Origin of the sequence: Kluyvera intermedia, assembly GCF_021440345.1 — a bacterium.
Taxonomy (GTDB): Bacteria; Pseudomonadota; Gammaproteobacteria; order Enterobacterales; family Enterobacteriaceae; genus Kluyvera; species Kluyvera intermedia_A.
In genome coordinates this window covers 1-26,705 of the sequence record NZ_JAKCNS010000023.1, presented here as the reverse complement: position 1 = coordinate 26,705, position 26,705 = coordinate 1, and the positions used below count along the sequence as shown (strand labels likewise).

General features: G+C 53.0%; 22 protein-coding genes. 13 read left to right on the top strand and 9 right to left on the bottom strand.

The features are described 5' to 3' along the window. Both LZ634_RS07995 and lrp read right to left on the bottom strand, forming a co-directional pair. A partial coding sequence (locus LZ634_RS07995; protein WP_234503740.1) for a DNA translocase FtsK 4TM domain-containing protein occupies positions 1–1,246 on the bottom strand: 1,246 nt, incomplete at its 3' end. Positions 1,247–1,367: 121 nt separating this feature from the next. Then, positions 1,368–1,862 (bottom strand): leucine-responsive transcriptional regulator Lrp, encoded by a 495-nt coding sequence (gene lrp, locus LZ634_RS07990; RefSeq protein WP_000228473.1) that lies wholly within the window; start codon positions 1,860–1,862, stop codon positions 1,368–1,370. Positions 1,863–2,413: 551 nt separating this feature from the next. Between lrp and trxB the strand changes: the two genes are divergently transcribed. The 5 genes from trxB to infA all read left to right on the top strand — a co-directional run bounded on the left by trxB (position 2,414) and on the right by infA (position 8,235). Next, complete coding sequence (trxB, locus tag LZ634_RS07985; protein WP_234503739.1) at positions 2,414–3,382, top strand: thioredoxin-disulfide reductase; 969 nt, start codon at positions 2,414–2,416, stop codon at positions 3,380–3,382. A gap of 116 nt (positions 3,383–3,498) precedes the next feature. After that, on the top strand, positions 3,499–5,265 hold the full coding sequence (gene cydD, locus LZ634_RS07980; protein WP_234503738.1) for a heme ABC transporter permease/ATP-binding protein CydD: 1,767 nt from the start codon (positions 3,499–3,501) through the stop codon (positions 5,263–5,265). Next, positions 5,266–6,987: a heme ABC transporter ATP-binding protein/permease CydC gene (gene cydC, locus LZ634_RS07975; protein WP_234503737.1), complete on the top strand. Its 1,722-nt coding sequence runs from the start codon at positions 5,266–5,268 to the stop codon at positions 6,985–6,987. Between the two features lie 40 nt (positions 6,988–7,027). After that, on the top strand, positions 7,028–7,732 hold the full coding sequence (aat, locus tag LZ634_RS07970) for a leucyl/phenylalanyl-tRNA--protein transferase (protein ID WP_234503736.1): 705 nt from the start codon (positions 7,028–7,030) through the stop codon (positions 7,730–7,732). Positions 7,733–8,016: 284 nt separating this feature from the next. Further along, positions 8,017–8,235 carry a translation initiation factor IF-1 gene (gene infA, locus LZ634_RS07960; RefSeq protein ID WP_002211347.1) on the top strand — a complete coding sequence of 73 codons (219 nt, stop codon included), beginning with the start codon at positions 8,017–8,019 and terminating at the stop codon, positions 8,233–8,235. Between the two features lie 158 nt (positions 8,236–8,393). Here the strand turns inward: infA and clpA are convergent, their stop codons facing one another. Next, positions 8,394–10,670 carry an ATP-dependent Clp protease ATP-binding subunit ClpA gene (gene clpA / locus LZ634_RS07955; RefSeq protein ID WP_234503735.1) on the bottom strand — a complete coding sequence of 759 codons (2,277 nt, stop codon included), beginning with the start codon at positions 10,668–10,670 and terminating at the stop codon, positions 8,394–8,396. Positions 10,671–10,699: 29 nt separating this feature from the next. Next, positions 10,700–11,020, bottom strand: coding sequence for an ATP-dependent Clp protease adapter ClpS (gene clpS / locus LZ634_RS07950; RefSeq protein ID WP_052284335.1), 321 nt, complete (start codon positions 11,018–11,020; stop codon positions 10,700–10,702). Positions 11,021–11,416: 396 nt separating this feature from the next. On the opposite strand from clpS, the gene cspD reads away from it, so the two are divergent. Then, the gene (gene cspD / locus LZ634_RS07945) at positions 11,417–11,644 is read left to right on the top strand and encodes a cold shock-like protein CspD (protein ID WP_052284334.1); all 228 of its coding nucleotides are present in this window, start codon (positions 11,417–11,419) and stop codon (positions 11,642–11,644) included. Positions 11,645–11,723: 79 nt separating this feature from the next. On the opposite strand, the gene macB is transcribed toward cspD, so the two are convergent. Both macB and macA read right to left on the bottom strand, forming a co-directional pair. After that, complete coding sequence (gene macB / locus LZ634_RS07940) at positions 11,724–13,664, bottom strand: macrolide ABC transporter ATP-binding protein/permease MacB (RefSeq protein ID WP_234503733.1); 1,941 nt, start codon at positions 13,662–13,664, stop codon at positions 11,724–11,726. Continuing rightward, complete coding sequence (gene macA, locus LZ634_RS07935; RefSeq protein WP_234503732.1) at positions 13,661–14,776, bottom strand: macrolide transporter subunit MacA; 1,116 nt, start codon at positions 14,774–14,776, stop codon at positions 13,661–13,663. The genes macB and macA overlap by 4 nt, the downstream gene beginning before the upstream one ends. 161 nt (positions 14,777–14,937) lie before the next feature. On the opposite strand from macA, the gene LZ634_RS07930 reads away from it, so the two are divergent. Both LZ634_RS07930 and LZ634_RS07925 read left to right on the top strand, forming a co-directional pair. After that, complete coding sequence (locus tag LZ634_RS07930) at positions 14,938–15,891, top strand: VirK/YbjX family protein (RefSeq protein ID WP_234503731.1); 954 nt, start codon at positions 14,938–14,940, stop codon at positions 15,889–15,891. A gap of 184 nt (positions 15,892–16,075) precedes the next feature. Continuing rightward, the gene (locus LZ634_RS07925; protein WP_234503730.1) at positions 16,076–17,032 is read left to right on the top strand and encodes a VirK/YbjX family protein; all 957 of its coding nucleotides are present in this window, start codon (positions 16,076–16,078) and stop codon (positions 17,030–17,032) included. Here LZ634_RS07925 and LZ634_RS07920 read toward each other — a convergent pair. Further along, the gene (locus LZ634_RS07920) at positions 17,029–18,687 is read right to left on the bottom strand and encodes an ATP-dependent endonuclease (protein WP_234503729.1); all 1,659 of its coding nucleotides are present in this window, start codon (positions 18,685–18,687) and stop codon (positions 17,029–17,031) included. The genes LZ634_RS07925 and LZ634_RS07920 overlap by 4 nt on opposite strands. Before the next feature lie 373 nt (positions 18,688–19,060). Here LZ634_RS07920 and aqpZ point away from each other — a divergent pair, with 373 nt between their 5' ends. The 4 genes from aqpZ (at position 19,061) to hcr (ending at position 23,601) form a co-directional block, all read left to right on the top strand. After that, entirely contained in the window at positions 19,061–19,753 is a 693-nt protein-coding gene (aqpZ, locus tag LZ634_RS07915) for an aquaporin Z (protein WP_234503727.1), read from the top strand. A gap of 170 nt (positions 19,754–19,923) precedes the next feature. Continuing rightward, on the top strand, positions 19,924–20,823 hold the full coding sequence (locus LZ634_RS07910; RefSeq protein ID WP_234503724.1) for a lysine exporter LysO family protein: 900 nt from the start codon (positions 19,924–19,926) through the stop codon (positions 20,821–20,823). 146 nt (positions 20,824–20,969) lie between these two features. Continuing rightward, positions 20,970–22,622, top strand: a complete 1,653-nt coding sequence (gene hcp / locus LZ634_RS07905; RefSeq protein WP_234503722.1) for a hydroxylamine reductase — start codon at positions 20,970–20,972, stop codon at positions 22,620–22,622. 10 nt (positions 22,623–22,632) lie between these two features. Then, a complete protein-coding gene (gene hcr, locus LZ634_RS07900) occupies positions 22,633–23,601 on the top strand; it encodes an NADH oxidoreductase (protein WP_234503720.1) in 969 nt (322 codons plus the stop codon). A 110-nt stretch (positions 23,602–23,711) separates the two neighbouring features. Here the strand turns inward: hcr and LZ634_RS07895 are convergent, their stop codons facing one another. Beyond that, a complete protein-coding gene (locus tag LZ634_RS07895; protein WP_234503718.1) occupies positions 23,712–24,599 on the bottom strand; it encodes a LysR family transcriptional regulator in 888 nt (295 codons plus the stop codon). Between the two features lie 99 nt (positions 24,600–24,698). Between LZ634_RS07895 and LZ634_RS07890 the strand changes: the two genes are divergently transcribed. After that, complete coding sequence (locus LZ634_RS07890) at positions 24,699–25,679, top strand: hypothetical protein (RefSeq protein ID WP_234503715.1); 981 nt, start codon at positions 24,699–24,701, stop codon at positions 25,677–25,679. 46 nt (positions 25,680–25,725) lie between these two features. Here LZ634_RS07890 and LZ634_RS07885 read toward each other — a convergent pair whose 3' ends face one another. Then, a complete protein-coding gene (locus LZ634_RS07885; RefSeq protein ID WP_234503742.1) occupies positions 25,726–26,640 on the bottom strand; it encodes a DMT family transporter in 915 nt (304 codons plus the stop codon). Positions 26,641–26,705 lie beyond the last annotated feature (65 nt).

Sequence of the window (26,705 nt, the reverse complement as noted above, 5' to 3'; positions counted from 1 at the left end):
CGTAAGCCGGTTGTTGCGGCTGAGCATACTGCGGCTGTTCGTAAGCCGGTTGCTGCGGTTGAGCATACTGTGGCTGTTCGTAACCCGGTTGCTGCGGTTGAGCATACTGCGGCTGTTCGTAAGCCGGATGCTGCTCCAGCGCCCTATTTTCTGCTGTTGTAGTCTGTTGCCATGCAACATCAGGGGTAATGCCTGGCTGAACGCCAGCAAACTGCGCTGGCTGAGCGGCATCTGCCGACCAGGCGGGTGCTGTGGCGACTGCCGCCGCGGTGGCGATAGTTTCCGTCACCGTATGGCCACTGAGCAGTGGATCAAATTCATCGTAATCCGCTGCGCGCGTCGCGCTGGCGCCGGAGAATAGGACATCATCCGGATCGGCTTTAGCCGCATAGCGCTCGGCTTCTTGCGGATCGTCCATACGTCGACCGGAGAACAATGCTTCATCGGTCATGCGCCCCATCGGGTTCGCAAATTTTTCGGCGATACGTTTACGACGCGCCAGAGCACCGCGCAGGATACGTGCGCGACGGGATTCATGCGACACTTTCGACTTCGCCGCTGTATCCCCTTCTTCCTCTTCGTACTCGTCTTCTTCGTAGTCGTCTTCTTCAACCCACGAGTCATCGCGACGCGTACGGTTGCTGGCAAAGGTCAGAACATTGAGGATCCAACTGCCCATTTTCTCGGCAATGCTAACCCAGGACCAGCCGGTAAACAGCGTCAGCCCTGCTGCCCAAATGCACAAAAGCGCAATGGTGCCGCCGCTGCTGTGCAGCATCGGTTGCAGTGCGGTACTCAGCAGGCTGCCTATCACGCCGCCGGATGCAAAATACCAGATATCATCGGCGTTGATCGCCGCCAGACCGCAGGAGGTCAGGATGATGGCCAGCACGCCAATTAAACGCAGCGAGACGGCAAAATAATCGATGTAATCTTCGCTTGCCCGGCGTTTCCAGGCAAACCAGCAGGCACCAATGATAATCACCGGAATGGTATAAGCCATTACGCCAAAGATGAAAAACAGGGTATCAGCAAGCCATGCGCCCGAGGCGCCACACAAATTATGGATAGGTTCATGCCAGGCCGTTTGTGACCAGCTGGGATCGGAAGGATTGAAGCTCAGTAGTGCTGCCATTAGCCAAACGGCAAAAATGGCGCATAAAAGGAGTAACGCCTCAAGGAGTCGGCGTCCGCTGCTGAGTTTTGTCAGTTTGACTTCTTTGTCTTCTGTATATTCCTGGCTCAAGAAAGGCTCTCCAGGTGCCAAATGCTAAAAACGGACAACAGTGTCAGATTGCCCCGACACTGTTGCTGTATGGATTAACAGGAGTGTAATCAAACTGCGCTGATTTTGCACCTGTTCCGTTTTAGCGGGTCTTAATTACCAGACGATTACTCTGTTTGACTTCTTCCATTACCACATAAGTACGGGTGTCGTTGACGCCCGGCAGGCGCAGCAGAGTCTCGCCGAGAAGCTTACGGTAAGCCGACATATCCGGAACACGCGTTTTCAACAGGTAGTCGAAATCACCAGAAACCAGGTGACACTCTTGAATTTCTTCAAGTTTTTGCACAGCGGTGTTAAATTGCTCAAACACGTCCGGTGCACCACGATTCAGAGTAATCTCAACAAATACCAGCAGTGATGCATCCAGGTAATGCGGGTTTAGCAGCGCGGTATAGCCCTGAATAAAACCCTGTCGTTCCAGGCGACGTACGCGCTCGAGGCACGGGGTCGGAGAAAGTCCTACTCTTTTGGAAAGCTCGACGTTCGAAATACGCCCATCTTTTTGCAGCTCATTCAGAATGTTGCGGTCGATGCGGTCGAGATCTTTGCCAGGGCGTTTTTTACTATCTACCATTATTATTGTCTCTCTGTATTCCTTCCCTACTCCTGTCTTGACTCTGTGTCACTTCACTGTTCAGAGCCTTATCCCGATTTCAATACGCCGTTGTTGCTGCAACGACGCATATCCCAGGGTATGCGTATGAGAAGCCCCGGCGCCTCGCGGTCACTCTCCGACATCACGTATGATATCTGTCCACACCATACGTAGATTTCAGTGAACCGGGTAAAAATGGCATTTGCGTGCATGAAAATTCACCACACGCGAAACACTGCTTTTCTTCTTCCTTGAATGTTGTCGCAAAAGCACAGGGGATTGTCAAAGCAAAACATCTTTTTTTAGTACAACATGCCAGATATTCATTAACACCCCGGCTTGATTGACATGTAATCGTCTTATAATTCCGCAGCGCACAGTAGAAATTGTTATATTTATTGATGTTAAAACAAGCAATCAATCGGTCTGTTCTATTACACATATCGTTAACAAAATCGCGATGCTCTTTTTTTACGTCTACAAATTCCCTACAATCCAGACCAATGACTGCCAACAATTATGGGGATCTCATGGGCACGGCCAAACACAGTAAGCTGCTAATCCTTGGTTCTGGACCTGCGGGATACACCGCTGCGGTCTATGCTGCACGCGCAAACCTGCAACCGGTACTGATTACCGGGCTGGAAAAAGGCGGTCAGTTGACCACCACAACCGAAGTGGAAAACTGGCCTGGCGATCCAAACGACCTGACCGGTCCGCTGCTGATGGAACGTATGCACGAGCATGCAACTAAATTTGAGACCGAAATTCTTTTCGATCACATCCACAGCGTCGATCTGCAAAATCGTCCGTTCCGCCTGACCGGCGACAGCGGCGAATACACCTGTGATGCCTTAATCATCGCTACCGGTGCCTCTGCCCGCTACCTGGGTCTGCCGTCCGAAGAAGCCTTTAAAGGTCGCGGCGTTTCTGCCTGCGCAACCTGTGACGGTTTCTTCTATCGCAACCAGAAAGTCGCGGTTATCGGCGGCGGTAACACCGCCGTTGAAGAAGCGCTGTATCTGTCTAACATCGCCTCAGAAGTGCACCTGATTCACCGTCGTGACTCATTCCGTGCGGAAAAAATTCTGATCAAGCGCCTGATGGATAAAGTGGAAAGCGGCAATATCGTGCTGCATACCAACCGTACGCTGGACGAAGTCACCGGCGACCAGATGGGTGTCAGCGGTCTGCGCCTGCGCGATACGCACAATACCGATGCCGTTGAGTCTCTGGATGTGGCGGGTCTGTTTGTGGCTATCGGTCACAGCCCGAACACGGCGATTTTCCAGGGCCAACTGGAACTGGAAAACGGCTACATCAAAGTGCAGTCCGGTATTCACGGTAACGCCACGCAAACCAGCATCCCGGGTGTCTTCGCCGCGGGCGACGTGATGGACCACATTTATCGTCAGGCAATTACCTCTGCGGGTACCGGCTGTATGGCTGCGCTGGATGCAGAACGTTACCTCGATGGTCTGGCTGACGCTTGCAAATAATCTTTACAAGTCAGTAACAAAAGTAAAAAAGGCGACGATAAGTCGCCTTTATTTTTTCTGCGATGTAACATTGCCGCGCCCGTAACTAAAACCATAAGCCACCTGCTAAGCGCCCAATGAATAAAAGTCGCCAACAAGAACTCACCCGCTGGCTCAAACAGCAAAGCGTACTTTCACGCCGCTGGTTGATGATCTCCCGACTGCTCGGCTTCGTCAGCGGCGTCCTGATTATCGGCCAGGCCTGGATTCTGGCCCGTATTCTTCAGCATATGATTATGGAGAATATCCCACGCGAAGCACTGCTGATGCCGTTTATCCAGCTGGTGCTGGTTTTTATCCTCCGTGCCTGGGTGGTGTGGTTACGCGAGCGCGTGGGCTTTCATGCGGGGCAACATATCCGCTTTGAAATTCGCCGTCAGGTGCTGGACCGACTTCAGCAGGCGGGCCCGGCCTGGATTCAGGGCAAGCCTGCCGGTAGCTGGGCGACGCTTATCCTCGAACAAATTGACGATATGCACGATTACTACGCCCGCTATCTACCGCAGATGGCGCTGGCAGCGTGTGTACCGCTATTAATCGTGGTCGCTATTTTCCCATCAAACTGGGTAGCTGCGCTGATCCTGCTGGTAACTGCGCCGCTGATCCCACTGTTTATGGCACTGGTCGGTATGGGCGCCGCCGATGCCAACCGACGTAACTTCCTCGCACTGGCGCGGTTGAGCGGCCATTTCCTTGACCGTTTGCGCGGGATGGATACTCTGCGTATTTTTGGTCGCGGTGAAGCTGAAACAGAAAGCATTCGTGAAGCGTCTCAGGATTTCCGTCAGCGGACCATGGAAGTGCTGCGTCTCGCCTTTCTCTCTTCCGGCGTGCTCGAATTCTTTACCTCACTCTCCATTGCGCTAGTCGCGGTTTACTTTGGTTTCTCCTATCTGGGCGAGCTGAATTTCGGCAGCTATGGTATGACGGTAACGCTCTTCTCCGGTTTCCTGGCGTTGATACTGGCCCCTGAATTCTTCCAGCCGCTGCGCGATTTAGGCACCTTCTATCACGCCAAGGCGCAGGCCGTGGGCGCAGCCGACAGTCTGAAAACCTTCCTCGAAGCACCGCTGGCACAGCCGGAGCAAGGTGAACAGATTCTGGATACCAGCGAACCGGTGACGCTGCACGCTAAAGATCTGTTTATCACCTCGCCGGAAGGCAAAATGCTCGTCGGCCCGCTGAACTTTACCCTCAACGCCGGACAACGTGCGGTGCTGGTCGGGCAAAGCGGCTCGGGCAAAAGCTCGTTGCTCAACGCGCTGGCCGGCTTTTTGCCCTACAGCGGTTCGTTGCAAGTGAATGGCGTCGAGCTTCACCATCTCCAGCCGGAAGGCTGGCATCGCATGATGAGCTGGGTGGGACAAAACCCGCAGCTTCCGGCCACTACGCTGCGCGAGAACGTGCTGTTGGGGAATCCGGATGCAAGTGAGGACCAACTTTTTAGCGCGCTGGAAAGAGCGTGGGTGAATGAGTTCCTGCCGCAGCTTCCTGACGGGGTCGACACGGCGGTTGGTGAACAGGCCGCTCGCTTATCCGTCGGCCAGGCACAACGTGTGGCGGTTGCACGTGCGCTGATCGCGCCGTGCCGTTTGCTGTTGCTTGATGAACCCGCCGCCAGCCTTGATGCCCATAGCGAGCAGCGCGTAATGCAGGCGCTGAGCGAAGCGTCCACCCAGCAAACCACGCTGATGGTGACTCACCAGCTTGAAGGATTAATGGACTGGGACGTTATCTGGGTGATGGAGAACGGACAGATTATTGAGCAGGGAACGTATCAACAGCTGGTTGATGCCAACGGCGTGTTCACCAGCCTGCTGGCTAATCGTCAAGAGGAGATTTAAATGCGCGCACTGTTACCTTATCTGGCGCTCTACAAACGTCATAAATGGCTGCTAAGCCTCGGCGTGATTCTGGCGATTGTCACTCTGTTAGCAAGCATTGGCTTACTGACGCTCTCCGGCTGGTTCCTGTCAGCCTCGGCGGTTGTTGGGTTTGCGGGTGCTTACAGTTTTAACTATATGCTGCCAGCGGCAGGCGTTCGTGGCGCGGCAATTATTCGTACCGCGGGTCGTTATTTTGAACGTCTGGTGAGTCATGACGCCACTTTCCGGGTGCTCGAGCATCTGCGCGTATTTACCTTTAGCAAACTGCTACCGCTCTCCCCGGCCGGGCTCGCCCGTTTTCGTCAGGGGGAGCTGCTTAACCGCATGGTGGCAGACGTCGATACCCTCGATCATCTCTACCTGCGGGTGATTTCGCCGCTGATTGGTGCCCTGGTAGTGATTCTGGTGGTCACCGTCGGGCTGAGCGTACTGGACGTTACGTTAGCCCTCACGCTGGGCGGGATTATGCTGGCAACGTTGCTGATACTGCCGCCGTTGTTTTACCGCGCCGGCAAACCGGCCGGTGAGCAACTCACCGCACTCCGCGGGCAATATCGCCAACAGTTAACCGGCTGGTTACAGGGGCAGGCTGAGCTGACGATTTTCAATGCCAGCCAGCGCTATCGTAAACAGCTGGAGCAGACCGAAGTAAACTGGCATGACGCCCAGCGTCGCCAGTCTGAACTCACCGCACTGTCTCAGGCAGTGATGTTGCTTATCGGCGGAGCTGCGGTGGTCGCCATGCTGTGGCTGGCCGCCGGCGGCGTTGGCGATAACATGCAGCCGGGCGCGCTGATTGCCCTGTTTGTCTTCTGTGCGCTAGCGGCCTTTGAGGCACTCGCCCCGGTAACAGGCGCATTCCAGCATTTGGGCCAGGTTATCGCTTCGGCACTTCGCGTTAGCCAGATTACGGAACAGCAGCCGGAAGTGACTTTCCCCACGCAAACAACCGTTCTGTCGCAGCAGGTGGCGCTAACGCTGGATCGGGTGTCATTCACCTATCCTGAACAGTCGCAACCCGCGCTGGATAATCTCTCGCTGCGCATTAACGCGGGCGAACATATTGCAATTCTCGGGCGCACCGGCTGCGGCAAATCGACGCTTTTACAGCTACTGACCCGCGCCTGGGATCCTCAGCATGGCAGCATTAAACTCAACGATATGCCGCTAAGCAGCATTGACGAGCCAACCCTGCGCCGCACCATGAGCCTGGTCCCCCAGCGTGTACACCTGTTTAGCGCCACGTTGCGCGACAACTTGCTGTTGGCAAAGCCAGATGCCCGCGATGAGGTACTGAGCGAAGTGCTGCGCCGCACGGGTCTCGAAAAACTGCTTGATGACGCAGGCCTGAATGCCTGGCTGGGTGAAGGCGGTCGTCAGCTATCCGGCGGTGAATTACGCCGTCTGGGCATTGCTCGCGCATTACTGCACGATGCTCCGCTGATGATGCTGGATGAACCGACCGAAGGTTTGGACGCCACAACTGAGAGTCAAATCCTTGAATTATTGGCAGACGTGATGCGTGATAAAACCCTGCTGATGGTGACGCATCGCCTGCGCGGATTGGCGCGATTTAATCAGATTATTGTCATGGACAACGGGCAAATTATTGAGCAAGGTAATCATGCAGAACTGCTGGCAAAACAAGGTCGTTACTACCAGTTTAAACAGCGTCTGTAGACTATGATTAGTTAACATTGTTTCGTGAGGTCATCGCGGCATGCGCCTTGTCCAGCTTTCCCGACACTCGATAGCATTTCCCTCCCCGGAGGGCGCATTACGCGAACCAAATGGACTCCTGGCCTTAGGGGGCGATCTCGCCCCTGCGCGCCTGCTGATGGCCTACCAGCGCGGGATTTTTCCATGGTTTTCGCCGGGTGATCCCATTCTGTGGTGGTCGCCGGACCCGCGCGCCGTATTGTGGCCTGAACAGTTCCATCTCAGCCGCAGCATGAAACGGTTCCATAAAACCTCCCCTTACCGCGTCACGCTTAACTATGCCTTTAGCCAGGTCATTGACGGGTGCGCGCAGGATCGTCACGAAGGCACGTGGATTACCACCAGCATCAGCCAGGCGTACCATCGTTTACATGAACTCGGTCACGCGCACTCTATCGAAGTGTGGCAAGGGGACATGCTCGTAGGCGGCATGTACGGCGTTGCCATGGGTGAGCTGTTTTGCGGTGAGTCGATGTTCAGCCGTGCAGAGAACGCCTCTAAGACTGCGCTGTACGTCTTCTGTGAGGCATTTAGACAGGCTGGCGGTAAATTAATTGATTGCCAGGTGCTTAATAGTCATACCGCATCGCTGGGCGCCGTGGAAATTCCCCGCCGCGACTACCTGGAATACCTGGATAATCTGCGAATCGGGTCGCTTTCTGATAAATTCTGGGTGCCGCGCCGCCTGTTTTCAGCTGAAACGTAAATGTTTTCAGCACAATCTCCATCAGGATGATATAATTGCCGACGAGAGTCGCTTCTGCCTTTTGCCCCGCCGCCGTTTGGGAATCATTCGAGTCAGATAACGCCCACGTTTATCCTGCTGTTTCCGGCCTGGTTTGCGCCCATCACATGATTATCTTGTGTGGTGAAAGGGTGATGCGCAAAAACGACTTTCGCCGATTAAGACGGACAATTCTTTACTTACTTGATGAACTTCGGCATTATCTTGCCGGTTCAAATTACGGTAGTGATACCCCAGAGGATTAGATGGCCAAAGAAGACAATATTGAAATGCAGGGTACCGTACTTGATACGTTACCTAATACCATGTTCCGCGTAGAACTGGAAAACGGACACGTGGTGACTGCACATATCTCCGGTAAAATGCGCAAAAACTATATCCGCATCCTGACGGGCGACAAAGTGACTGTTGAGCTGACCCCGTACGACCTGAGCAAAGGCCGCATTGTCTTCCGTAGTCGCTAATAACCGCAGATAATGAGCGTCTGGCGCAACGTATGCCGAGCGCTTTTTGCTGAATAATGCCTCGCTCACTGCGGGGCATTTTTTTGCCTGAAATTTAAGAATAAAAAAACCGGGCTTTTATTCGCCCGGTTTTTATTTACATCACCAACATCGGCCGTTTAATGCGCCGCTTCCGGCTTGTGCTTCTGCGCACTCTGGAAGTCGTAGGTCAGCTCGTTTTTCTCTTTATCGAGCGCCACGGTCACCTGGCCGCCGTCAACCAGCGAGCCGAACAGCAGTTCGTTGGCCAGCGGTTTCTTCAGGTTATCCTGAATCACGCGCGCCATTGGACGTGCGCCCATGGCCCGGTCGTAACCTTTCTCGGCTAACCAATCACGTGCTTCCTGGCTAACTTCCAGCGACACCCCTTTCTGATCCAGCTGTACCTGCAGCTCGACGATAAATTTATCCACCACCTGATGGATAACGTCGGTCGACAGATGATCGAACCAGATAATGTTGTCAAGACGGTTACGGAACTCTGGCGTGAAGATCTTTTTGATCTCTTCCATCGCGTCAGTACTGTTGTCCTGATGGATAAGACCAATTGATTTACGCTCGGTTTCACGCACGCCGGCGTTGGTGGTCATCACCAGCACCACGTTACGGAAATCAGCCTTACGCCCGTTGTTATCGGTCAGCGTGCCGTTGTCCATCACCTGCAGCAGCAGGTTAAAGACGTCCGGGTGCGCTTTCTCGATTTCGTCCAGCAGCAGCACTGCATGCGGATGCTTGATAACCGCATCGGTCAGCAAGCCGCCCTGATCAAAACCAACGTATCCCGGAGGCGCACCAATCAGGCGACTCACCGTATGACGTTCCATATACTCGGACATATCGAAACGCAGCAGCTCAATACCCATTGCTTTCGCCAACTGAACGGTCACTTCCGTTTTACCCACCCCGGTAGGGCCAGCAAACAGGAAAGAACCGACTGGACGATGATCATGGCCAAGACCGGCGCGGCTCATTTTGATGGCTTCAGTCAGCGCATCAATAGCTTTATCCTGCCCGAATACCAGCATTTTCAGACGGTTGCCGAGGTTTTTCAGCGTATCACGATCGCTCTGAGAGACGCTTTTCTCCGGAATACGCGCAATTCGCGCAACCACGGATTCAATGTCCGCCACGTTGATCGTTTTCTTACGCTTGCTCACCGGCATCAGACGCGCACGCGCGCCTGCTTCATCGATCACGTCAATCGCTTTATCCGGCAAATGACGGTCGTTGATGTATTTCACCGCCAGCTCAACCGCTGCACGCACCGCTTTTGCGGTATAGCGAACGTCATGGTGCGCTTCATACTTCGGTTTCAGGCCGTTCAGGATCTGCACGGTCTCTTCTACCGACGGCTCGGTAATATCAATCTTCTGGAAACGACGCGCCAGCGCCCTGTCCTTCTCAAAGATATTGCTGAATTCCTGATAAGTGGTCGAACCCATAACCCGAATTTTGCCGCTGGAAAGCAGCGGTTTAATCAGGTTAGCCGCATCCACCTGGCCACCCGACGCCGCACCCGCACCGATAATGGTGTGGATCTCGTCGATAAACAGAATACTGTTGGTATCCTGCTCCAGTTGTTTAAGCAGTGCTTTAAAGCGTTTTTCAAAATCACCGCGATATTTGGTTCCTGCCAGCAGCGAGCCAATATCCAAAGAGTAGATGGTGCAATCGGCCATGATCTCCGGCACGTCACCGCGAACGATACGCCATGCCAGACCTTCGGCAATCGCCGTTTTACCGACGCCAGACTCGCCGACCAGCAGCGGGTTATTTTTGCGACGACGGCACAGAACCTGAATAGTGCGCTCCAGCTCTTTGTCGCGGCCAATCAGTGGGTCAATTCCCCCGACGCGAGCAAGCTGATTAAGGTTGGTGGTGAAGTTTTCCATACGATCCTCCCCGCCTGCTTGCTCTTCGTTAGACTGCTGAGTTCCTGAATCGGAAGGCTGGCTTGGCTCGTCTTTGCGCGTGCCATGAGAGATAAAGTTCACCACATCAAGGCGGCTCACTTCGTGTTTACGCAGAAGATACGCAGCCTGCGACTCCTGCTCGCTGAAAATCGCCACAAGGACGTTCGCGCCGGTCACTTCACTACGCCCGGATGACTGGACGTGGAAGACCGCGCGTTGCAGAACACGCTGGAAGCTGAGCGTTGGTTGTGTTTCACGCTCTTCTTCACTGACCGGCAGTACCGGCGTGGTTTGTTCAATGAAGGCTTCGAGTTCCTGCCGCAGCGCCACCAAATCGACCGAGCACGCTTCCAGCGCTTCGCGGGCGGATGGGTTGCTCAGCAGAGCCAGCAACAGATGCTCGACGGTCATAAACTCGTGACGGTGCTCGCGCGCTCTGGCGAAAGCCATGTTTAAACTGAGTTCCAGTTCTTGATTGAGCATTGGCACCTCCCCCAATTTTCATGCCTGTATCAGGCTTGTTCCAGCGTACACAACAATGGATGCTCGTTGTCCTTCGCGTACTGATTCACCATAGCCACTTTGGTCTCGGCGACTTCTGCCGTAAATACACCACAAATCGCTTTACCTTGATAGTGAACCGTTAGCATCAGTTGTGTTGCACGTTCTACATCATAAGAAAAGAATTTTTGTAACACGTCAATAACAAACTCCATCGGAGTGTAATCATCATTGACCAATATCACTTTATACATCGACGGGGGTTTAAGCCCATCCTGAAGTTTGTCTGCCGTAAGCTGGTCGAAATCCAGCCAGTCTCTGGTCTTACTCATTGTCAGTCATCATCGTCGGTGTCATCTATTGCTGCTGACGAGCCTGATTACACGCTGGGATTGCGGATGATTAGCGGGACTTGTAAAACATTTCCCACCCGCCACGTTGCTCCCCATTACTGCGTATACAGGTCCTGAATTTACTGTAGATCATAGATAGCTATCACCTATAGTTGCCATTCGCGAACTCTGTCACATTCCCGTCAATAGCGTTAACTGCTTCAAATTTTGATGCATTTTCCGCCTATCGCCCCCCTCAAACGCTTGACGCACTGTCCGAAATATCTAAATTGTACAGGCGAGAGTTGGTGAGGTTTTATACAAATCCTGACTCCACCACCGGTTCATTCCATCTACTTATTAAACGTATAATAGAATTACGAAGGATGTCGAAGTATGGAAATGGGTACTGTTAAGTGGTTCAACAATGCTAAAGGGTTCGGTTTTATTTGCCCGGAAGGCGGTGGCGAGGACATCTTCGCCCATTACTCCACCATCCAGATGGATGGGTACAGAACATTAAAAGCCGGGCAGTCCGTCCACTTTGATGTCCACGAGGGGCCGAAAGGCAACCACGCAAGCGTTATTATTCCCGTGGAAGCACAAGCAGAAACGGTCGCCTAGTTTACTGCCCCATTGTGTACATCCCGCTATCAAAATGCCAGCCCTTCTGACTGGCATTTTTTCATTTCTTTTGATGCGATTACTCTCGCGCCAGCGCATCCACCGGATCAAGCCGCGCCGCGTTCCGCGCCGGTAGCCAACCAAATAACACGCCCGTTAACGTTGAGCAAATAAACGCCGTCAACAGCGCCAGCGGCGAGAAACCAATCTCCCAGCCCGGCAGCACCAGTTGCAGCAGTAGCGCAATCATTAACGACAGCGTCACGCCTATCGCACCGCCCACCAAACAGACGAGGACAGCCTCGATCAAAAACTGTTGCAGTACATTGCTTGCCCGCGCGCCAACCGCCATGCGGATACCAATCTCTCGCGTCCGCTCGGTGACAGATACCAGCATAATATTCATCACGCCAATTCCGCCAACCACCAACGAGATCACCGCCACCAGCGTTAAGAACAGCTGTAATGTATGTGTGGTGCGTTCCGCCGTTTTCAAGACGCTGTCCATGTTCCAGACAAAGAAATCTTTCTTGCCGTGACGCAGGCTCAGGAGCCGGGTCAGCTGTTGCTCCGCCACATCGCTATCGTAGCCCTCTTTAACCCTGACGGTTATCGAATTGAGCCACGATTGGCCCATTACGCGCCCGGACATAGTAGAATATGGCAACCACACGCGCAGCACTTTGCTGCTGCCAAACATCGACTGCTTTTCATCCGCCACGCCAATCACGGTCGCTGGCGTATTGCCCACAAGGATGACTTCCCCTATCACGCTGGCTTTGTTGGGGAATAGCTGACGACGGGTGTTGCTATCAAGCACCACCACCTGCGAGCGTTCCGCCGCCTGCACCTCATTGAAGGTATTCCCCTCGCTGAAAGTCATGCCGTAGACGTTAAAATATTGCTGGCCGATGCCCTGTACGCTGGCAGCAACGTCAATATTGCCCGCACGTATCCGCAGATTTTTCGATACCGATGGTGTTACCGAACTGACCCAGGACTGCTTTTCAATCGCCAGCAGATCATCATATTTCAGCGACTGCTGATACTGCGGGTCGTCATCACCAAAGTCTTTGCCGGGATAGACATCGATAGTGTTGGTGCCGATAGCGCGAATATCCGCCAGCACCATCTGTTTAGCCGCATCGCCCACCACCACAATCGAGACCACGGAAGCGATACCAATGATAATCCCCAGCATGGTGAGCAGCGTGCGCATCTTATTTGCCACCATCGCCCGCCACGCCATCGACAGCGCTTCACGGAAGCTGTTGCTGAACTGCCGCCAGCCGGACACGTTATGAAACACCGGCGTTCGCGCCGCCACGCGACTTTCCCGCGCTGGAGGATTACGAATAATTTCGCCATCACGAATTTCAATCACCCGTTCAGCCTGAGCGGCCACCAGCGGATCGTGGGTGACGATGATAATGGTATGGCCCTGCTCTTTAAGCTGATGGAGAATTGCCATCACCTCTTCGCCGGAATGGCTGTCCAGCGCACCGGTCGGTTCATCCGCCAGAATCACCTGACCGCCGTTCATCAGCGCACGCGCAATACTGACTCGCTGCTGCTGGCCGCCGGAAAGCTGAGACGGAGCGTAGTCAACTCGGTCCTGCATCCCCAGACGCTGTAACAACTGCTTGGCCCTTTCCAGCCGGGCTTTGCGTTCCATGCCAGCATACACAGCCGGAACTTCAACGTTTTGCGCCGCCGTCAGATGCGACAGCAGGTGGTAACGCTGGAAGATAAAACCAAAATGCTCACGCCGCAGTTCAGCCAATGCGTCGCCATCAAGCGTCGCCACATCCGTTCCGGCCACCCGGTAAGTGCCGCTGGTAGGTTTATCCAGACAGCCGAGAATATTCATCAGGGTCGATTTACCCGACCCCGACGCCCCGACAATCGCCACCATCTCCCCGGCGTTAATCTGCAGCGAGATCCCCTTAAGCACCTCGACGCTGCCATCGCCAGAGGGATAGCTGCGTCGGATATCCGTCAGTTCAAGCAATGCGGTCATTTTGCCGCCCCGGCTTTACCTTCACCGGTAATGACCTCATCGCCCTCTTCCAGCCCTTTGGCGATTTCCACATCGGTATCGTTACGCGCGCCAATGACCACTTCACGCGTCTTCACTTCACCGTTTCGCAACAGCCGCACGTTATAGCGATTGTCGCCAACGCTATCTCCAAGCGCCGACAGCGGGATGGTCAACACATCGCTCACGCCGTTAAGCTGAATATGTACCTGCGCCGTCATCTCCAGTCGCAGTACGCCTTGCGGGTTTGGAACTTCAAAACGTGCATAGTAGAAGATGGCGTCGTTAACTTTCTCCGGCGTCGGCAGAATATCCTTCAGCGTGCCTTCGTAGCGGGTGAGCGGATCGCCCAATACGGTAAACCAGGCCTTTTGCCCAGGCTTGAGGAGAATGACATCGGCTTCCGAAACCTGCGCTTTCACCAGCATGGTGCTGAGATCCGCAAGGGTCAGAATATTTGGCGCCTGCTGGGCGGCGATAACCGTTTGCCCTTGCAGAGTCGTAATTTGCGTCACTTCGCCACGCATTGGCGCCACAATACGGGTGTAATCGAGATTGGTTTTAGCCGTATCAAGAGATGCCTGATTGCGTTTTATCTGTGCGTCAATAGTACCAATCTGCGCCTTTTTAACCGCCATTTCGGTCGCAGCGGTATCCAGATCCTGGCGCGAAACCGCCTGCGTCTTCGCCAGCTGCTGCTGACGGGAGTAGGTGACAGTGGCTAATTTCCATTCGGCTTCAGCCTGCTGACGCTGCGCGTTCAGCTCCATTAATGTGGCTTCAACTTCTTTAATTTGGTTTTGTGCCTGTTCGGGATCGATAACCCCCAGTAGCTGATCTTTCACTACTTTATCGCCGATATTCACCGACAGCGTTTTGAGCTGGCCGCTCACCTGCGCCCCCACATCAACTTTACGCAATGCATCAAGCTTACCGGTGGCCAGTACGCTCTGTTCAAGGGAGCCTTTGCGCACAATTAACGTCTGGTAATTAGGCAACGGCGCATTCAGCGTTTTCCAGAGCGCAATAGCCGCAACAATGAGAACGATAATGGCGACAGCGTACCGTTTTTTAAATTTTCCCTTGAGGTTCATAAAAATCCTAAATTTCCGAGTCACTCGACAGAATGTAAACGCAAACTTCAACGTGAGTTAAACAAACTGCGAAAAGTGGTAGCCAACGGCGGCGTATTGTTAATTGATTCATTTCGTCAATGCTAAAATCAGCGCCAAAACGTACTTCTGGATAGTAAACCATGTCTCAGCTCAGCGAAAATTCATTCGAATCCTCCCAACAACCTTCCGCATTTGGCCTCTTTTTTAGCCTGTTTAGCGGCCAATGGCGACCAGGTGAATTCTGGAATCAACGTAGTTTCCGCCGCAAATTTATGCTGCGTTCCTTGCTGATGCCACGTTTAAGCCGTGAATGGATGGGCGAGCTGTCCCAATGGTCAAATTTGAATATTCTGCTGGCGCGACAGCCCCGCCTGCCGGTTCGCCTTCATCGCCCGTATCTGGCGGTGAATTTTAGCCGTCATCAGGTGCTGGAAGCGCTGCGTTATCACTATACGCTGTTGTCTGAGGTCATGTCCTCAGAAGAGTCAGCGACCTACCTGAATACACAGGCTTTACCGCTGGCGAACGTCGAAGGTAAAAATGGTGACCTGTTTACCTTTGAGCTGACTATGCAGGTCAATCTGGATAAAGAAGGCGATAGTACGATCCTGATGCGTAATAGCGATGGCGATGTGTTGGCAGAAATGACCTTTAGCATTATTGCCTATGAAAATAAGCGCACGCTATTTATCGGTGGGCTGCAGGGTGGTAAACGCGACCTACCGCATGAGGCCATTCAAAACGCCACTAAATCCTGCCACGGCCTATTCCCAAAACGTCTGGTAATGGAAGCCGTATGCCGATTTGCTGAACGTCTACAGGTTGAACAAATTCTCGCCGTCAGCAACGAAGTACATATTTTCCGCGGTGAACGTTACCAGGATAAGAATAAAAAAATACTGTCTGATTACGATACATTCTGGGCGGCCGTTGGCGGCGAATGCGACAAGCAGGGTTATTTCCATATCCCTATCCAAATTGCACGTAAGGATGAGTCAGAAATTGCCAGTAAAAAACGCGCCGAGTACCGCCGCCGTTATCTGCTGCTGGATGAAATTCAGACGCAAATGTCGGGTCTGTTCGGGGCACGATAAATCTGTTTATGCGCCGGGTAATCGGCGCATAAAAACAGACAAGAAAGTTAATGATGAAACTTAAACCATTCATCAACAAAATAAATTCTCCACATTTTCTCCATAATCTTTGCATTTGTTGAAATGTCGTTGAACATTACGTTGATTAAATAGGCAAAACCTTCATTGTAATGAGATTTTTCCTATGTCTAGCGTTGCCGAGCTTCCACTTTCGTCCCCACCACAACCTGAGTCGAGCTGGCAGCTTTTTAGACTGCTGACAACCGGCGCGTTAACGCCGGGCCGGGCCTGGAAGAATCCTGCCTATCGCCGCAAGTTTCTGCTGCGTACGCTTGGCGCCCCGCGCACAACCGGCAAACTGCTGGAAAGCCTGACCAAACAGCCGCAGCTGATGCAAATCCTCAATGTTCAGCCCGGTCTACCTTGCCGACTGCACCGCCCATGGCTATCAACGCACATGAGTCCTCAGCAAACTATCGATGCTTTGTGCTGCCACTACCAGCAGATGCTCGACAAGCTTCCTGATAACATTGCCAGTAGCTATCTGTCAGCCAATGGCGCGCTGCTAACAACTATCGAAGGAAAAGAAGGCCAGCGCTATAGCATTTACCTAGGCGCCGACGCCATGCTGGATAAAGAAGGTGAAGCTACGCTGACGTTTCGCGATGAAGACAATACCGTGCTGGCCGAGCTGACTTTCACGCTGTGCCAGTACAATGGCATGAGCACTTTCTTTATTGGTGGATTGCAGGGTGCGAAAGCCGATGTTCCCCATCAGTTGATACAGGTAGCAACCAAAGCGTGCCACGGTCTGTTTCCAAAACGTCTGGTGGTCGATGCTTTACTTACGCTGGGCACACAGCTTTCGGTAGAACATGTCCGTGCCGTGAGTAACGAAACCCATATCTATCGCAGCCTGCGCTATCGCCGCAAAAAACGCGACAAACTGCATGCGGATTACAATAGTTTCTGGGAATCGTTGAGTGCGACGGTCGATGCCGAAGGGGATTACGTGCTGCCATTAGCGCTGCCGCGTAAAACAATGGAAGAAATTGCCAGTAAGAAACGCGCTGAGTATCGCCGTCGCTATGAGCTGCTGGATACCCTCCAGCAGCAGATTGCCTTAACCGTCCAGCGTTAATCCGCCTTCCCGCGCGCCAGCCAGACCACGCGGGAAAACATTTTCTTCAGCAGCGGTGGCACGGCCTCAATACCGCGCCGCCCCGCTTCCATCGCCACCTCAATCGCTAAATCCGGCTTCGATGACCGATGTATCGCTTTGGTGATCACCCGACGCATGTTCATCGGTATATTTTCCGGCAGCTGCGCAACGCGATGATAAACATTTGAAAAACCCTGCTTATACATGAAGTGTTCCATGTCCAGAGCAGGCAGCGAGGTCAAATGATGGCGCTCCAGTTCCCGGTCGTTATTGAGCACCCCACGTACGGTCGCGGCATATTTTTTCCCCGCTTCATCGCCGTCAACCAGCACATGCCATTCAATCCCCATACGACGTGCAAACTTGATAAGCGGCTTCAGGCCTGACTGAGCGAACTCAATAACCTTAATCCCCTCGGCATCAAAATGGTGGCCGCATTGACGAGCCAGTTCGTTGATAACCCAGGTTTCCGTCTCGCCCTCAACCAGCAACCAGCAGCGGGCAAACAGCGAAGAGGCGCGATTAAAGCGAATATGAAAGGAGATCCGCCGACTGTCCTCGGCATTCATCCCTTCCGGACCCAGTCGCCAGGCCGCCACGCGGGATGACTCACGCACCAGGCGGCAGACATTTTGCATCGGCGTCAACGACAGCAGCTCACCGGAATTGGTGGTGGCAATGCGCTGCAGCGGCATTAGATTGAGCAGGCTCCACGCCACCGACAGCATAATCGGATGCAGACGGGTTTCCGGGTCCTCCACCAGCAGCAGCGGACGGGCATCTTTATCCAGCCTGACCGTCCCTTTCGCCTGCAAAAGCGTCGAGAACATCCCCAGCAGGATCACCCGATGGGTACGGGCTCCGGGTTTATCAATCATGCGGTTGATCAGATCAAGGTAGCGCCAGCTGCGCTGTTCATCATGCGAACGACGCCGCATTAAACGCTGAATCGCCGGGCCTGAACCTTGCTCGGAAAAGTAGTGCTCCAGCAGTTGCCCCATCGCCGCCAGCCCTTGACGAATTTGCCCATCGCTGAGATTTTGCGGGCTCGTCACCAGTTCACGGGAGAGAAAATCGAGCTGGCGGGCGGTAATTTCAACGTCCGGCACATTAGGCACCGTCCCGTTGCGAATTCGCCGCATAAAACGGGCGTCACGCAGGCGCAGGACCGGCATCAGCCGAATCAGCTCCCGCACTTTGGCATCAATATCATCAAGCTCCAGCGCCTGGCCATCGCCGTCGATAAAGCTGCGCAGAGTTAGCACGCTGCCGTCGGCGGCTAGCTCGCCTTCGAGACGATAAAAAATGCGTTGATAGCCATCATTGCAAAGCGTCCAGCAGTCAGATAGACCGCGATAGCGACGCCCGCGGTAGCGACCGGGTTCATTTTCACGGAAGGTCAGAATGATATGAAGATGGTGCTCCCGCCCTTCAATGTCACCTGGCGGAAACCAGAAATCGGAATGAACAAAATGGTACAGCCCCTCGTGTGGAGAGAGCAGTAGCGTTAACGCGTCCAGCAGGCTTGATTTACCCCATGCGTTCTCGCCGATTAAGACGTTATTCTCTTCCAGCATTAACGATAAACGGTTAATGCCGCGAAACCCGGCAATCTCGGTACGCTCAAGAAGCATAAATCCTCCGTAACACGATAGCGGCCATCCTGCTTTATCGGCAGTATAGCGGCATGCGCCGCGGTTGACATCCGCCCTCTAGCCCGGATCCGGACCGTATGTTGATTTATTAACCATTAAGTGTAATAAAGTGCGCTCCTTGTCACCCTGACCCGATTATTCCGAAAATATTGCACTACACTCTAATTCGAAGAATAAATTGTTTAAGGAATGACACCGCATTGTTTTGCATCAAAGTTCACGTATTTATTTAACTGGTTAAGGGATGACGTTAGTTTTTAAAATAACGCGGACTATGCCTCCCCCCATTTTCGGTAGGTATAATTTCTGTCGTCATCCTTTGTGACGATAATATTTTTGATTCGAGGTGGTTATGTTTAGAAAATTGGCTGCAGAATGCTTCGGCACCTTCTGGCTGGTATTTGGTGGTTGCGGTAGCGCCGTTTTGGCTGCAGCATTCCCGGAATTAGGGATTGGCTTTGCGGGCGTCGCGCTGGCGTTCGGTTTAACCGTTCTCACCATGGCTTATGCTGTGGGACACATTTCTGGCGGTCATTTTAACCCTGCTGTGACTCTGGGCCTGTGGGCCGGCGGTCGTTTCCCGGCTAAAGAAGTCATTGGCTACATTATTGCCCAGGTTGTCGGCGGTATTATTGCAGCGGCTATTTTGTACCTCGTTGCCAGCGGTAAAGCAGGTTTTGACGCGGCGGCTAGCGGTTTTGCGTCTAACGGCTATGGCGAACACTCACCGGGCGGCTTCTCTATGCTTTCCGCTATCGTGATTGAAATCGTTCTGACCTGTGGCTTCCTGATTGTTATTCATGGTGCGACCGATAAAAACGCACCGGCTGGTTTCGCCCCGATTGCTATCGGCCTGGCGCTGACCCTGATTCACCTGATCAGCATTCCAGTCACCAACACCTCCGTTAACCCAGCGCGTAGTACTGCGGTCGCTATCTTCCAGGGCGGTTGGGCGCTGGATCAGTTGTGGCTGTTCTGGGTCATGCCAATCATCGGAGGTATTCTGGGTGGCCTGATTTATCGCACCCTGCTGGAAAAGAAATAACGTATCCGTGATTTATCTCATCCGGACAGGCCATCGCCAGGTCCGGATAGACGATACAGACATTAAAGGCCTGGGTTTCCCGGGTCTTTCTTTTTTGATGGCTTTACTCAGTATGTGGTTTTCGGTAGTGTCTCTGCGCGATTTAAATACTGCAAGGAACAGTGCCAGCTATGTTATCCGGATTGCTCATTATTTTGGTGCCGCTCATTATCGGCTACCTCATTCCCCTTCGCCATCGCGGCGCTCTTCAGCTCATTAATCGGCTGCTCAGCTGGATTGTGTATCTTATTCTCTTCTTTATGGGGATAAGCCTGGCATTTCTGGATAATTTAACCGCCAACCTTCTCGCTATCCTCCACTATTCTGCTATCAGTATTGTGGTTATTCTGGCCTGTAATACCGCTGCATTGTTGTGGCTGGAAAAAATCCGCCCGTGGGGACATCCGCATCATCAGGAAAAATTACCTTCCCGTTTAGCCATGGCGCTGGAATCATTAAAGCTGTGCTTTGTGGTTATTGCCGGTTTCGTCCTTGGCCTGAGCGGTCTTTCATTTTTACAGCACGCTACCGATGCCAGTGAATATACGCTGATATTCCTTTTGTTCCTTGTGGGTATTCAGCTACGAAATAGCGGTATGACACTGCGACAAATTCTGCTAAATCGCCGGGGGATGCTGATTGCCCTGGTGGTGGTCGCCAGTTCAATGGTTGCTGGAGTCATTAACGCGTTTCTGCTTGGTCTGCCGATTAAAACCGGCCTGGCAATGGCCTCCGGTTTTGGCTGGTATTCGCTGTCAGGTATTCTGCTGACCGATGCCTATGGCCCGGTTATTGGTAGCGCCACCTTCTTTAATGACCTCGCACGTGAACTGGTCGCGATTATGCTGATCCCAGGGCTGGTGCGTCGCAGCCGCTCCACGGCGCTCGGCCTGTGTGGTGCGACTTCCATGGACTTTACCCTGCCCGTTCTGCAACGCTCCGGCGGCGTCGAAATGGTGCCTCCGGCTATCGTCCACGGTTTTATTCTCAGCCTGCTAGTTCCTCTGATGATGGCGTTCTTCAGCGCCTGATACTCCGAAGGCGGTAGCGCCTGCTGCCGCCAAAATTGCGCTAAATCAACCTCCCTTTAAGTTGCACTAAAAATGGCTTTTCAAGGCTGTGGTACAGGCTTACCCTTAAACATGTATATTAAATATAACTTTAAAAAGGTGTGACCATGTTTTGTGTGCAATGTGAACAAACCATCCGTACTCCGGCAGGGAACGGTTGCTCTTACGCACAGGGTATGTGCGGCAAGACCGCTGAAACTTCCGATCTCCAGGATCTGTTGATTGCCTCCCTGCAAGGTCTGTCCGCATGGGCAGTGAAAGCGCGTGAATACGGCATCATCAGCCACGATGTCGATAACTTTGCCCCGCGCGCGTTCTTCTCTACCCTGACCAACGTTAACTTCGACTCCCCACGTATCGTCGGCTACGCGCGTGAAGCTATCGCCATGCGTGAAGCGCTGAAAGCACAGTGCCTGGCCGTCGACGCCAATGCCTCCGTCAGCAACCCAATGGCTGATTTGCAGCTGGCGAGCGATGATCTGGGCGCTCTGCAGCAGCAGGCTGCCGAATTCACCCCAAACAAAGACAAAGCCACCATCGGCGAGAACATTCTCGGCCTGCGTCTGCTTTGCCTGTACGGCCTGAAAGGCGCGGCGGCTTATATGGAGCACGCCCACGTTCTGGATCAGTACGACAACGAAATTTACGCTCAGTACCATAAAATTATGGCGTGGCTGGGTACCTGGCCTTCCGATATGAACGCTCTGCTGGAGTGTTCAATGGAAATTGGCCAGATGAACTTCAAAGTGATGAGCATTCTGGACGCCGGTGAAACCACCAAATACGGCCACCCAACGCCAACTCAGGTCAACGTCAAAGCGACCGAAGGCAAATGCATCCTGATCTCCGGTCACGACCTGAAAGATCTGTACAACCTGCTGGAACAAACCGAAGGCACCGGCGTTAACGTCTATACCCACGGTGAAATGCTGCCAGCCCACGGTTACCCAGAACTGCGTAAATTCAAACACCTGATCGGTAACTACGGCAGCGGCTGGCAGAACCAGCAGGTTGAGTTCGCCCGCTTCCCAGGCCCAATCGTGATGACCTCTAACTGCATCATCGACCCAACCATTGGTGCTTACGACGACCGTATCTGGACCCGTAGCATCGTCGGCTGGCCGAACGTAAGCCACCTGGAAGGTGACGACTTCGCTCCGGTTATCGCCCAGGCGCAGCAGATGGCAGGCTTCCCATACAGCGAAATTCCACATCTGATCACCGTCGGCTTCGGTCGCCAGACGCTGCTGGGTGCGGCTGATTCCCTGATTGATCTGGTGAGCCGCGAAAAACTACGTCACATCTTCCTCGTCGGCGGCTGCGACGGCGCGCGCGGTGAACGTAACTACTTCACCGATTTCGCCACCAGCGTACCGGATGACTGCCTGATCCTGACCCTGGCCTGCGGTAAATACCGTTTCAACAAGCTGGAATTCGGTGATATCGAAGGCCTGCCGCGTCTTATCGACGCCGGTCAGTGTAACGATGCTTACTCCGCCATCATCCTGGCCGTTACCCTGGCAGAGAAACTGGGCTGTGGCGTCAACGATCTGCCGCTGTCGCTGGTGCTCTCCTGGTTTGAACAAAAAGCGATTGTTATTCTGCTGACCCTGCTGTCCCTGGGCGTGAAAAACATCGTTACTGGCCCAACCGCACCAGGCTTCTTCACGCCGGATCTGCTGGCTGTTCTCAACGAGAAATTTGGTCTGCGTTCCGTGACCACCGTTGAAGAAGATATGAAGCAGCTGCTGAGCGCGTAAGGAGTAGAGAATGACAATGCCAACTCATCAGTGCCCATGGCGGATGCAGGTTCATCACATCCACCAGGAAACACCGGACGTATGGACGATTTCGTTGCTGTGTCACGACGCTTATCCCTATCGTGCTGGGCAATATGCACTGGTTAGCGTACGTAACTCCGCGGAAACCCTGCGTGCTTACACCATTTCGTCAACGCCGGGCGTCAGCGAGTACATCACGCTAACCGTCCGCCGGATTGACGACGGTGCCGGTTCACAGTGGCTGACCCGTGACGTGAAGCGCGGCGACTACATCTGGCTATCCGACGCAATGGGTGATTTCACCTGTGATGATAAAGCGGAAGACAAGTTCCTGATGCTGGCCGCAGGCTGTGGCGTTACGCCAATCATGTCAATGCGTCGCTGGTTGGCAAAATACCGCCCGCAGGCCGATGTGCAGGTTATTTTCAACGTCCGTTCACCGGAAGATGTGATTTTTGCCGACGAATGGCGTCAATATCCGGTGACGCTGGTGGCGGAAAACAATGCGACCCATGGTTTTGTTTCCGGTCGCCTGAGCACCGCGCTGCTGCAAAGCGTGCCGGACCTGGCTTCTCGCACCGTGATGACCTGTGGCCCTGCTCCGTATATGGATTTGGTGGAAAAAGAGGTGAAAGCGCTGGGCGTGACTCGCTTCTTCAAAGAGAAGTTCTTCACTCCGGTTGCCGAAGCGGCAGCCGGTGGGTTGAAGTTCACCAAGCTGCAACCGGCGAAAGAGTTCTACGCACCTGTTGGCACCACTCTGCTCGACGCGCTGGAAAGCAATAAAGTACCGGTCGTCGCCGCCTGTCGCGCAGGCGTGTGCGGTTGCTGCAAAACCAAAGTGGTTTCCGGCGAGTATACGGTCAACAGCACCATGACGCTGACCGACGCGGAAATTGCTGAAGGCTATGTGCTGGCGTGTTCCTGCCATCCGCAGGGTGATTTAGTGCTGGCCTGATTCAGTGCCAGGAATAAAAGGCCACCGGGTTATGCCCGGTGGCTTTTTTTTTGGGCTCATGCGGCTTATAACGCCAGTAGACCCACCGTAGAAGCACCGCAGAGCTAAAATTAACGCTGGGCTTTTATATATTCGACAAAAGCCTGAAATGCTGCGGAAGAATATTTCCGGTTGGAATAATAGAGATAGAACCCGGGCAGTTCCGGCAGCCACTCGTCAAGTAACGAGATGAGCTCGCCGCCGCGTAAATGAGGCTCGGCCATTTCATAAAGCACATAGCTCACTCCCGCCCCCTCAAGTGCCAGACGCAACGCTATGTCGAGATCGTTTACCTCAAACATCCCCTGCACATTTATTTCGAGGCGTTCTTTATCCCCACCAAATTGCCATTGGTAGCTGCGCCCACCGGGATAACGAAACTGGATGCATGAATGCTCCAGCAGATCCTGTGGCCGCTGAGGTCTGGTGCGTGTTTTAAGATACTCAGGGCTGGCGACAACGGCGTAGCGAATCGGCTTGCCCAATGGAATAGAAATCATATCTTTTTCAATGAGTTCACTAAGCCTGACGCCAGCATCATATTCACTGCTCACAATATCAACCAGATTATCGTCCTGGATGATTTCGACCCTGACATCCGGATATTGTCGGCTAAACCCGGCGACTAATGGCGCAAGCCGGTAGCGTCCCCCCAGCCTGACGGCATTAATCCGCAGGGTACCGATGGGCGTGGTCCGGTAATCATTTATCGCTTCAACGGCCTCCCTCGCACTGCTGAATAACGGTGAGAGTGATTCAAATAGCTTATGCCCGGCATCCGTCAGTGAAACGCTGCGGGTGGTGCGATTAAATAAGCGGATCTTTAACCGTTCCTCGAGCTGGCGAATAGAGTGACTCATTGCTGAAGAAGTCACTCCCGCCGCCTCCGCTGCGAGCCGGAAACTGCGAAAGGTTGCAACCGCGATGAAAGGCTCAAAATCGGAAATTTTAGTATTCATTGATGATTAAAACTCACTAACCCATCAAATTTAATGAGCTTAATTAAAGCGTATTTATGCTCTAAAGTCTCGTCATCAGCAACGTTTCGATGAGGAAAGATGATGACTATCAAAATGGCACAGCAAATTTTTATCGCCGGTGGCTACGGAATGATTGGCGGCAATCTGGCGACACAACTGCGGGCTCGTTTCCCGGAATCAACGCTAATTCTGGCTGGCCGCACGCCGCAAAAAGGCGAAGCGCTGGCCGCAAAATTAGGTAATGCCCTAACCGTTTCTCTTGATTTGCTTAGCGGAGAGATCCCGCAGCTTGCAGCAACATCCCAGCTCATTATCAGCGCGGTTCCCGACCCTAAACATGCGCTCGGTGAATTCGCTATTCGCCATAATATTGCTTTTATCGATATTACCATCGGTACCGCCGATGGCTATGCTCCGCTGCTCAATATGGCGATGCAATATCAGGCCACCTCGCCAGTCGTACCATTAGGCTATTACGAAGCCGGAATGTTTTTACCACTGGTTGATAAGCTTAGCCGCCAGTTTAGTTCCATCGATAGCGTACGCCTGACGGCATTACACGACCCTGAGGATCCTATCGGCGCCGTCACCGAGCATGAACTGACTCAGGAACTTGCTCCAGCGTTTGTTCGGGAAGAGGGAATCTGGCGCTATACCTCTGCGCAGGATGAGATTGACCTTATCAGTGGAGAACGTGCGGAAACGACCCCGTTTGGTATTCTGGATGTCAGCGCGGTTGCCGCCATGACAAATGCAGAAAATATCAGGCTGGATGTCGCCATGGGAATTTCAGAAGGTCAGCGAAAATCGGCTAAGGCATCAGTAGAACTGTATGTTGATATGCAGGGTATTAATGATTCCGGCGTTCCGGAAGCAAAACGGATTATCGCCTCCGATCCTCAAGGGCAGGCGCATTTTACGGCGTTAGGTGTTGTCACCGTAATTGAAGCCATGTTTGAAAGTTCATTCACCGGCTTTGTGTTACCAGAACAGCTACTGAAATCCGAGGTGGCACTCGCGACGATGCAGCAAGCAGGTGTGGAGCTGATTGAAGCCTAATCGCTACCACAAGGAGGCCACAGTCTTCTCTGTGGCCCCTCCTGGCTTAGGGGTGGCTGGCGCTAAGCGTTTTTTCTGCCCGCCTGCTGGAGCAAAGCGCAATGCCGCAAACAATCAGCAACGCGCTGACCAGATGGAACGAATGCAGTGGCACACTGAGAAATAACACGCTGAATAAGCCCCCACTTAACGGAATAATATGAGAGAAAACCTCGCCCCGCGTTGCACCGATGGCCTGAATCCCTTTGTTCCATAATAAATACGACAGCCACGAAGGAAAAATAACCAGATACAGCAGACCCATCATCACGTCGCTATGGCTGAATTCTGCGACCGCTGGCATGCCGTTTCTTGCCATCGAGAAAATCAATATAGGAACAAGGACCCCTGCTCCTATCGTTGCGCTCACCGCCACGAACGCATTTCCTCTGACTTCCTGAGGTTTAATGCGTAAAAAGGCGCAATAGACGGCCCAACTCGCGGCGGACCCCATCGTCCACACATCTCCGCGGTTGAGATTTTTGAGCGTATCCAGATGCAATAAATCCCCCTGCATCACCAGCCATATCACCCCAAGTGAGCTGATAATCACGCCGATAATATTCTGAGCTGATATTTGTTCTTTAAAAACCACCTTATTAATTAATAGTACCAACGCTGGGGTGGTAGATAAATAAATAGCCGCATTGAGTGAAGAAGTATATTGCAGCCCGATGTATAAAGTCAGCGGGAAAAATACCTGACCGAATAATGCGAGGAAAGTGATGATGTGGAAAGAGCGCCGCATCGCGGCCCACTGCTCGCCAATCTGCTTATGGTACAGCGCCACCAGCAGTATCGCGGTTAATATCCAGCGTGCCGAAGATAATAAAACAGGATCGACCAGGCTAACCAACAAATGGCCAACCACATAATTCCCGCCCCAAAAACAAGCGGCCAGGGTGAGTAATAAATAAGGCATAATGATTACGCTTAATAATATGAAATTGTTATTCAGAAGATTACTGCGGTAATGACTCCAACTTA

Excerpts from the sequence above, each read along its gene's own strand:
- macB (WP_234503733.1), bottom strand. The coding sequence starts at position 13,664 with ATGACCGCATTGCTTGAACTGACGGATATCCGACGCAGCTATCCCTCT.
- cydC (WP_234503737.1), top strand. The coding sequence starts at position 5,266 with ATGCGCGCACTGTTACCTTATCTGGCGCTCTACAAACGTCATAAATGG.
- LZ634_RS07930 (WP_234503731.1), top strand. The coding sequence starts at position 14,938 with ATGTCTCAGCTCAGCGAAAATTCATTCGAATCCTCCCAACAACCTTCC.
- clpS (WP_052284335.1), bottom strand. The coding sequence starts at position 11,020 with ATGAGTAAGACCAGAGACTGGCTGGATTTCGACCAGCTTACGGCAGAC.
- cspD (WP_052284334.1), top strand. The coding sequence starts at position 11,417 with ATGGAAATGGGTACTGTTAAGTGGTTCAACAATGCTAAAGGGTTCGGT.
- aat (WP_234503736.1), top strand. The coding sequence starts at position 7,028 with ATGCGCCTTGTCCAGCTTTCCCGACACTCGATAGCATTTCCCTCCCCG.
- trxB (WP_234503739.1), top strand. The coding sequence starts at position 2,414 with ATGGGCACGGCCAAACACAGTAAGCTGCTAATCCTTGGTTCTGGACCT.
- cydD (WP_234503738.1), top strand. The coding sequence starts at position 3,499 with ATGAATAAAAGTCGCCAACAAGAACTCACCCGCTGGCTCAAACAGCAA.
- lrp (WP_000228473.1), bottom strand. The coding sequence starts at position 1,862 with ATGGTAGATAGTAAAAAACGCCCTGGCAAAGATCTCGACCGCATCGAC.
- hcp (WP_234503722.1), top strand. The coding sequence starts at position 20,970 with ATGTTTTGTGTGCAATGTGAACAAACCATCCGTACTCCGGCAGGGAAC.
- LZ634_RS07885 (WP_234503742.1), bottom strand. The coding sequence starts at position 26,640 with ATGCCTTATTTATTACTCACCCTGGCCGCTTGTTTTTGGGGCGGGAAT.
- LZ634_RS07895 (WP_234503718.1), bottom strand. The coding sequence starts at position 24,599 with ATGAATACTAAAATTTCCGATTTTGAGCCTTTCATCGCGGTTGCAACC.
- infA (WP_002211347.1), top strand. The coding sequence starts at position 8,017 with ATGGCCAAAGAAGACAATATTGAAATGCAGGGTACCGTACTTGATACG.
- hcr (WP_234503720.1), top strand. The coding sequence starts at position 22,633 with ATGACAATGCCAACTCATCAGTGCCCATGGCGGATGCAGGTTCATCAC.
- aqpZ (WP_234503727.1), top strand. The coding sequence starts at position 19,061 with ATGTTTAGAAAATTGGCTGCAGAATGCTTCGGCACCTTCTGGCTGGTA.
- LZ634_RS07890 (WP_234503715.1), top strand. The coding sequence starts at position 24,699 with ATGATGACTATCAAAATGGCACAGCAAATTTTTATCGCCGGTGGCTAC.
- macA (WP_234503732.1), bottom strand. The coding sequence starts at position 14,776 with ATGAACCTCAAGGGAAAATTTAAAAAACGGTACGCTGTCGCCATTATC.
- LZ634_RS07910 (WP_234503724.1), top strand. The coding sequence starts at position 19,924 with ATGTTATCCGGATTGCTCATTATTTTGGTGCCGCTCATTATCGGCTAC.
- clpA (WP_234503735.1), bottom strand. The coding sequence starts at position 10,670 with ATGCTCAATCAAGAACTGGAACTCAGTTTAAACATGGCTTTCGCCAGA.
- LZ634_RS07925 (WP_234503730.1), top strand. The coding sequence starts at position 16,076 with ATGTCTAGCGTTGCCGAGCTTCCACTTTCGTCCCCACCACAACCTGAG.
- LZ634_RS07920 (WP_234503729.1), bottom strand. The coding sequence starts at position 18,687 with ATGCTTCTTGAGCGTACCGAGATTGCCGGGTTTCGCGGCATTAACCGT.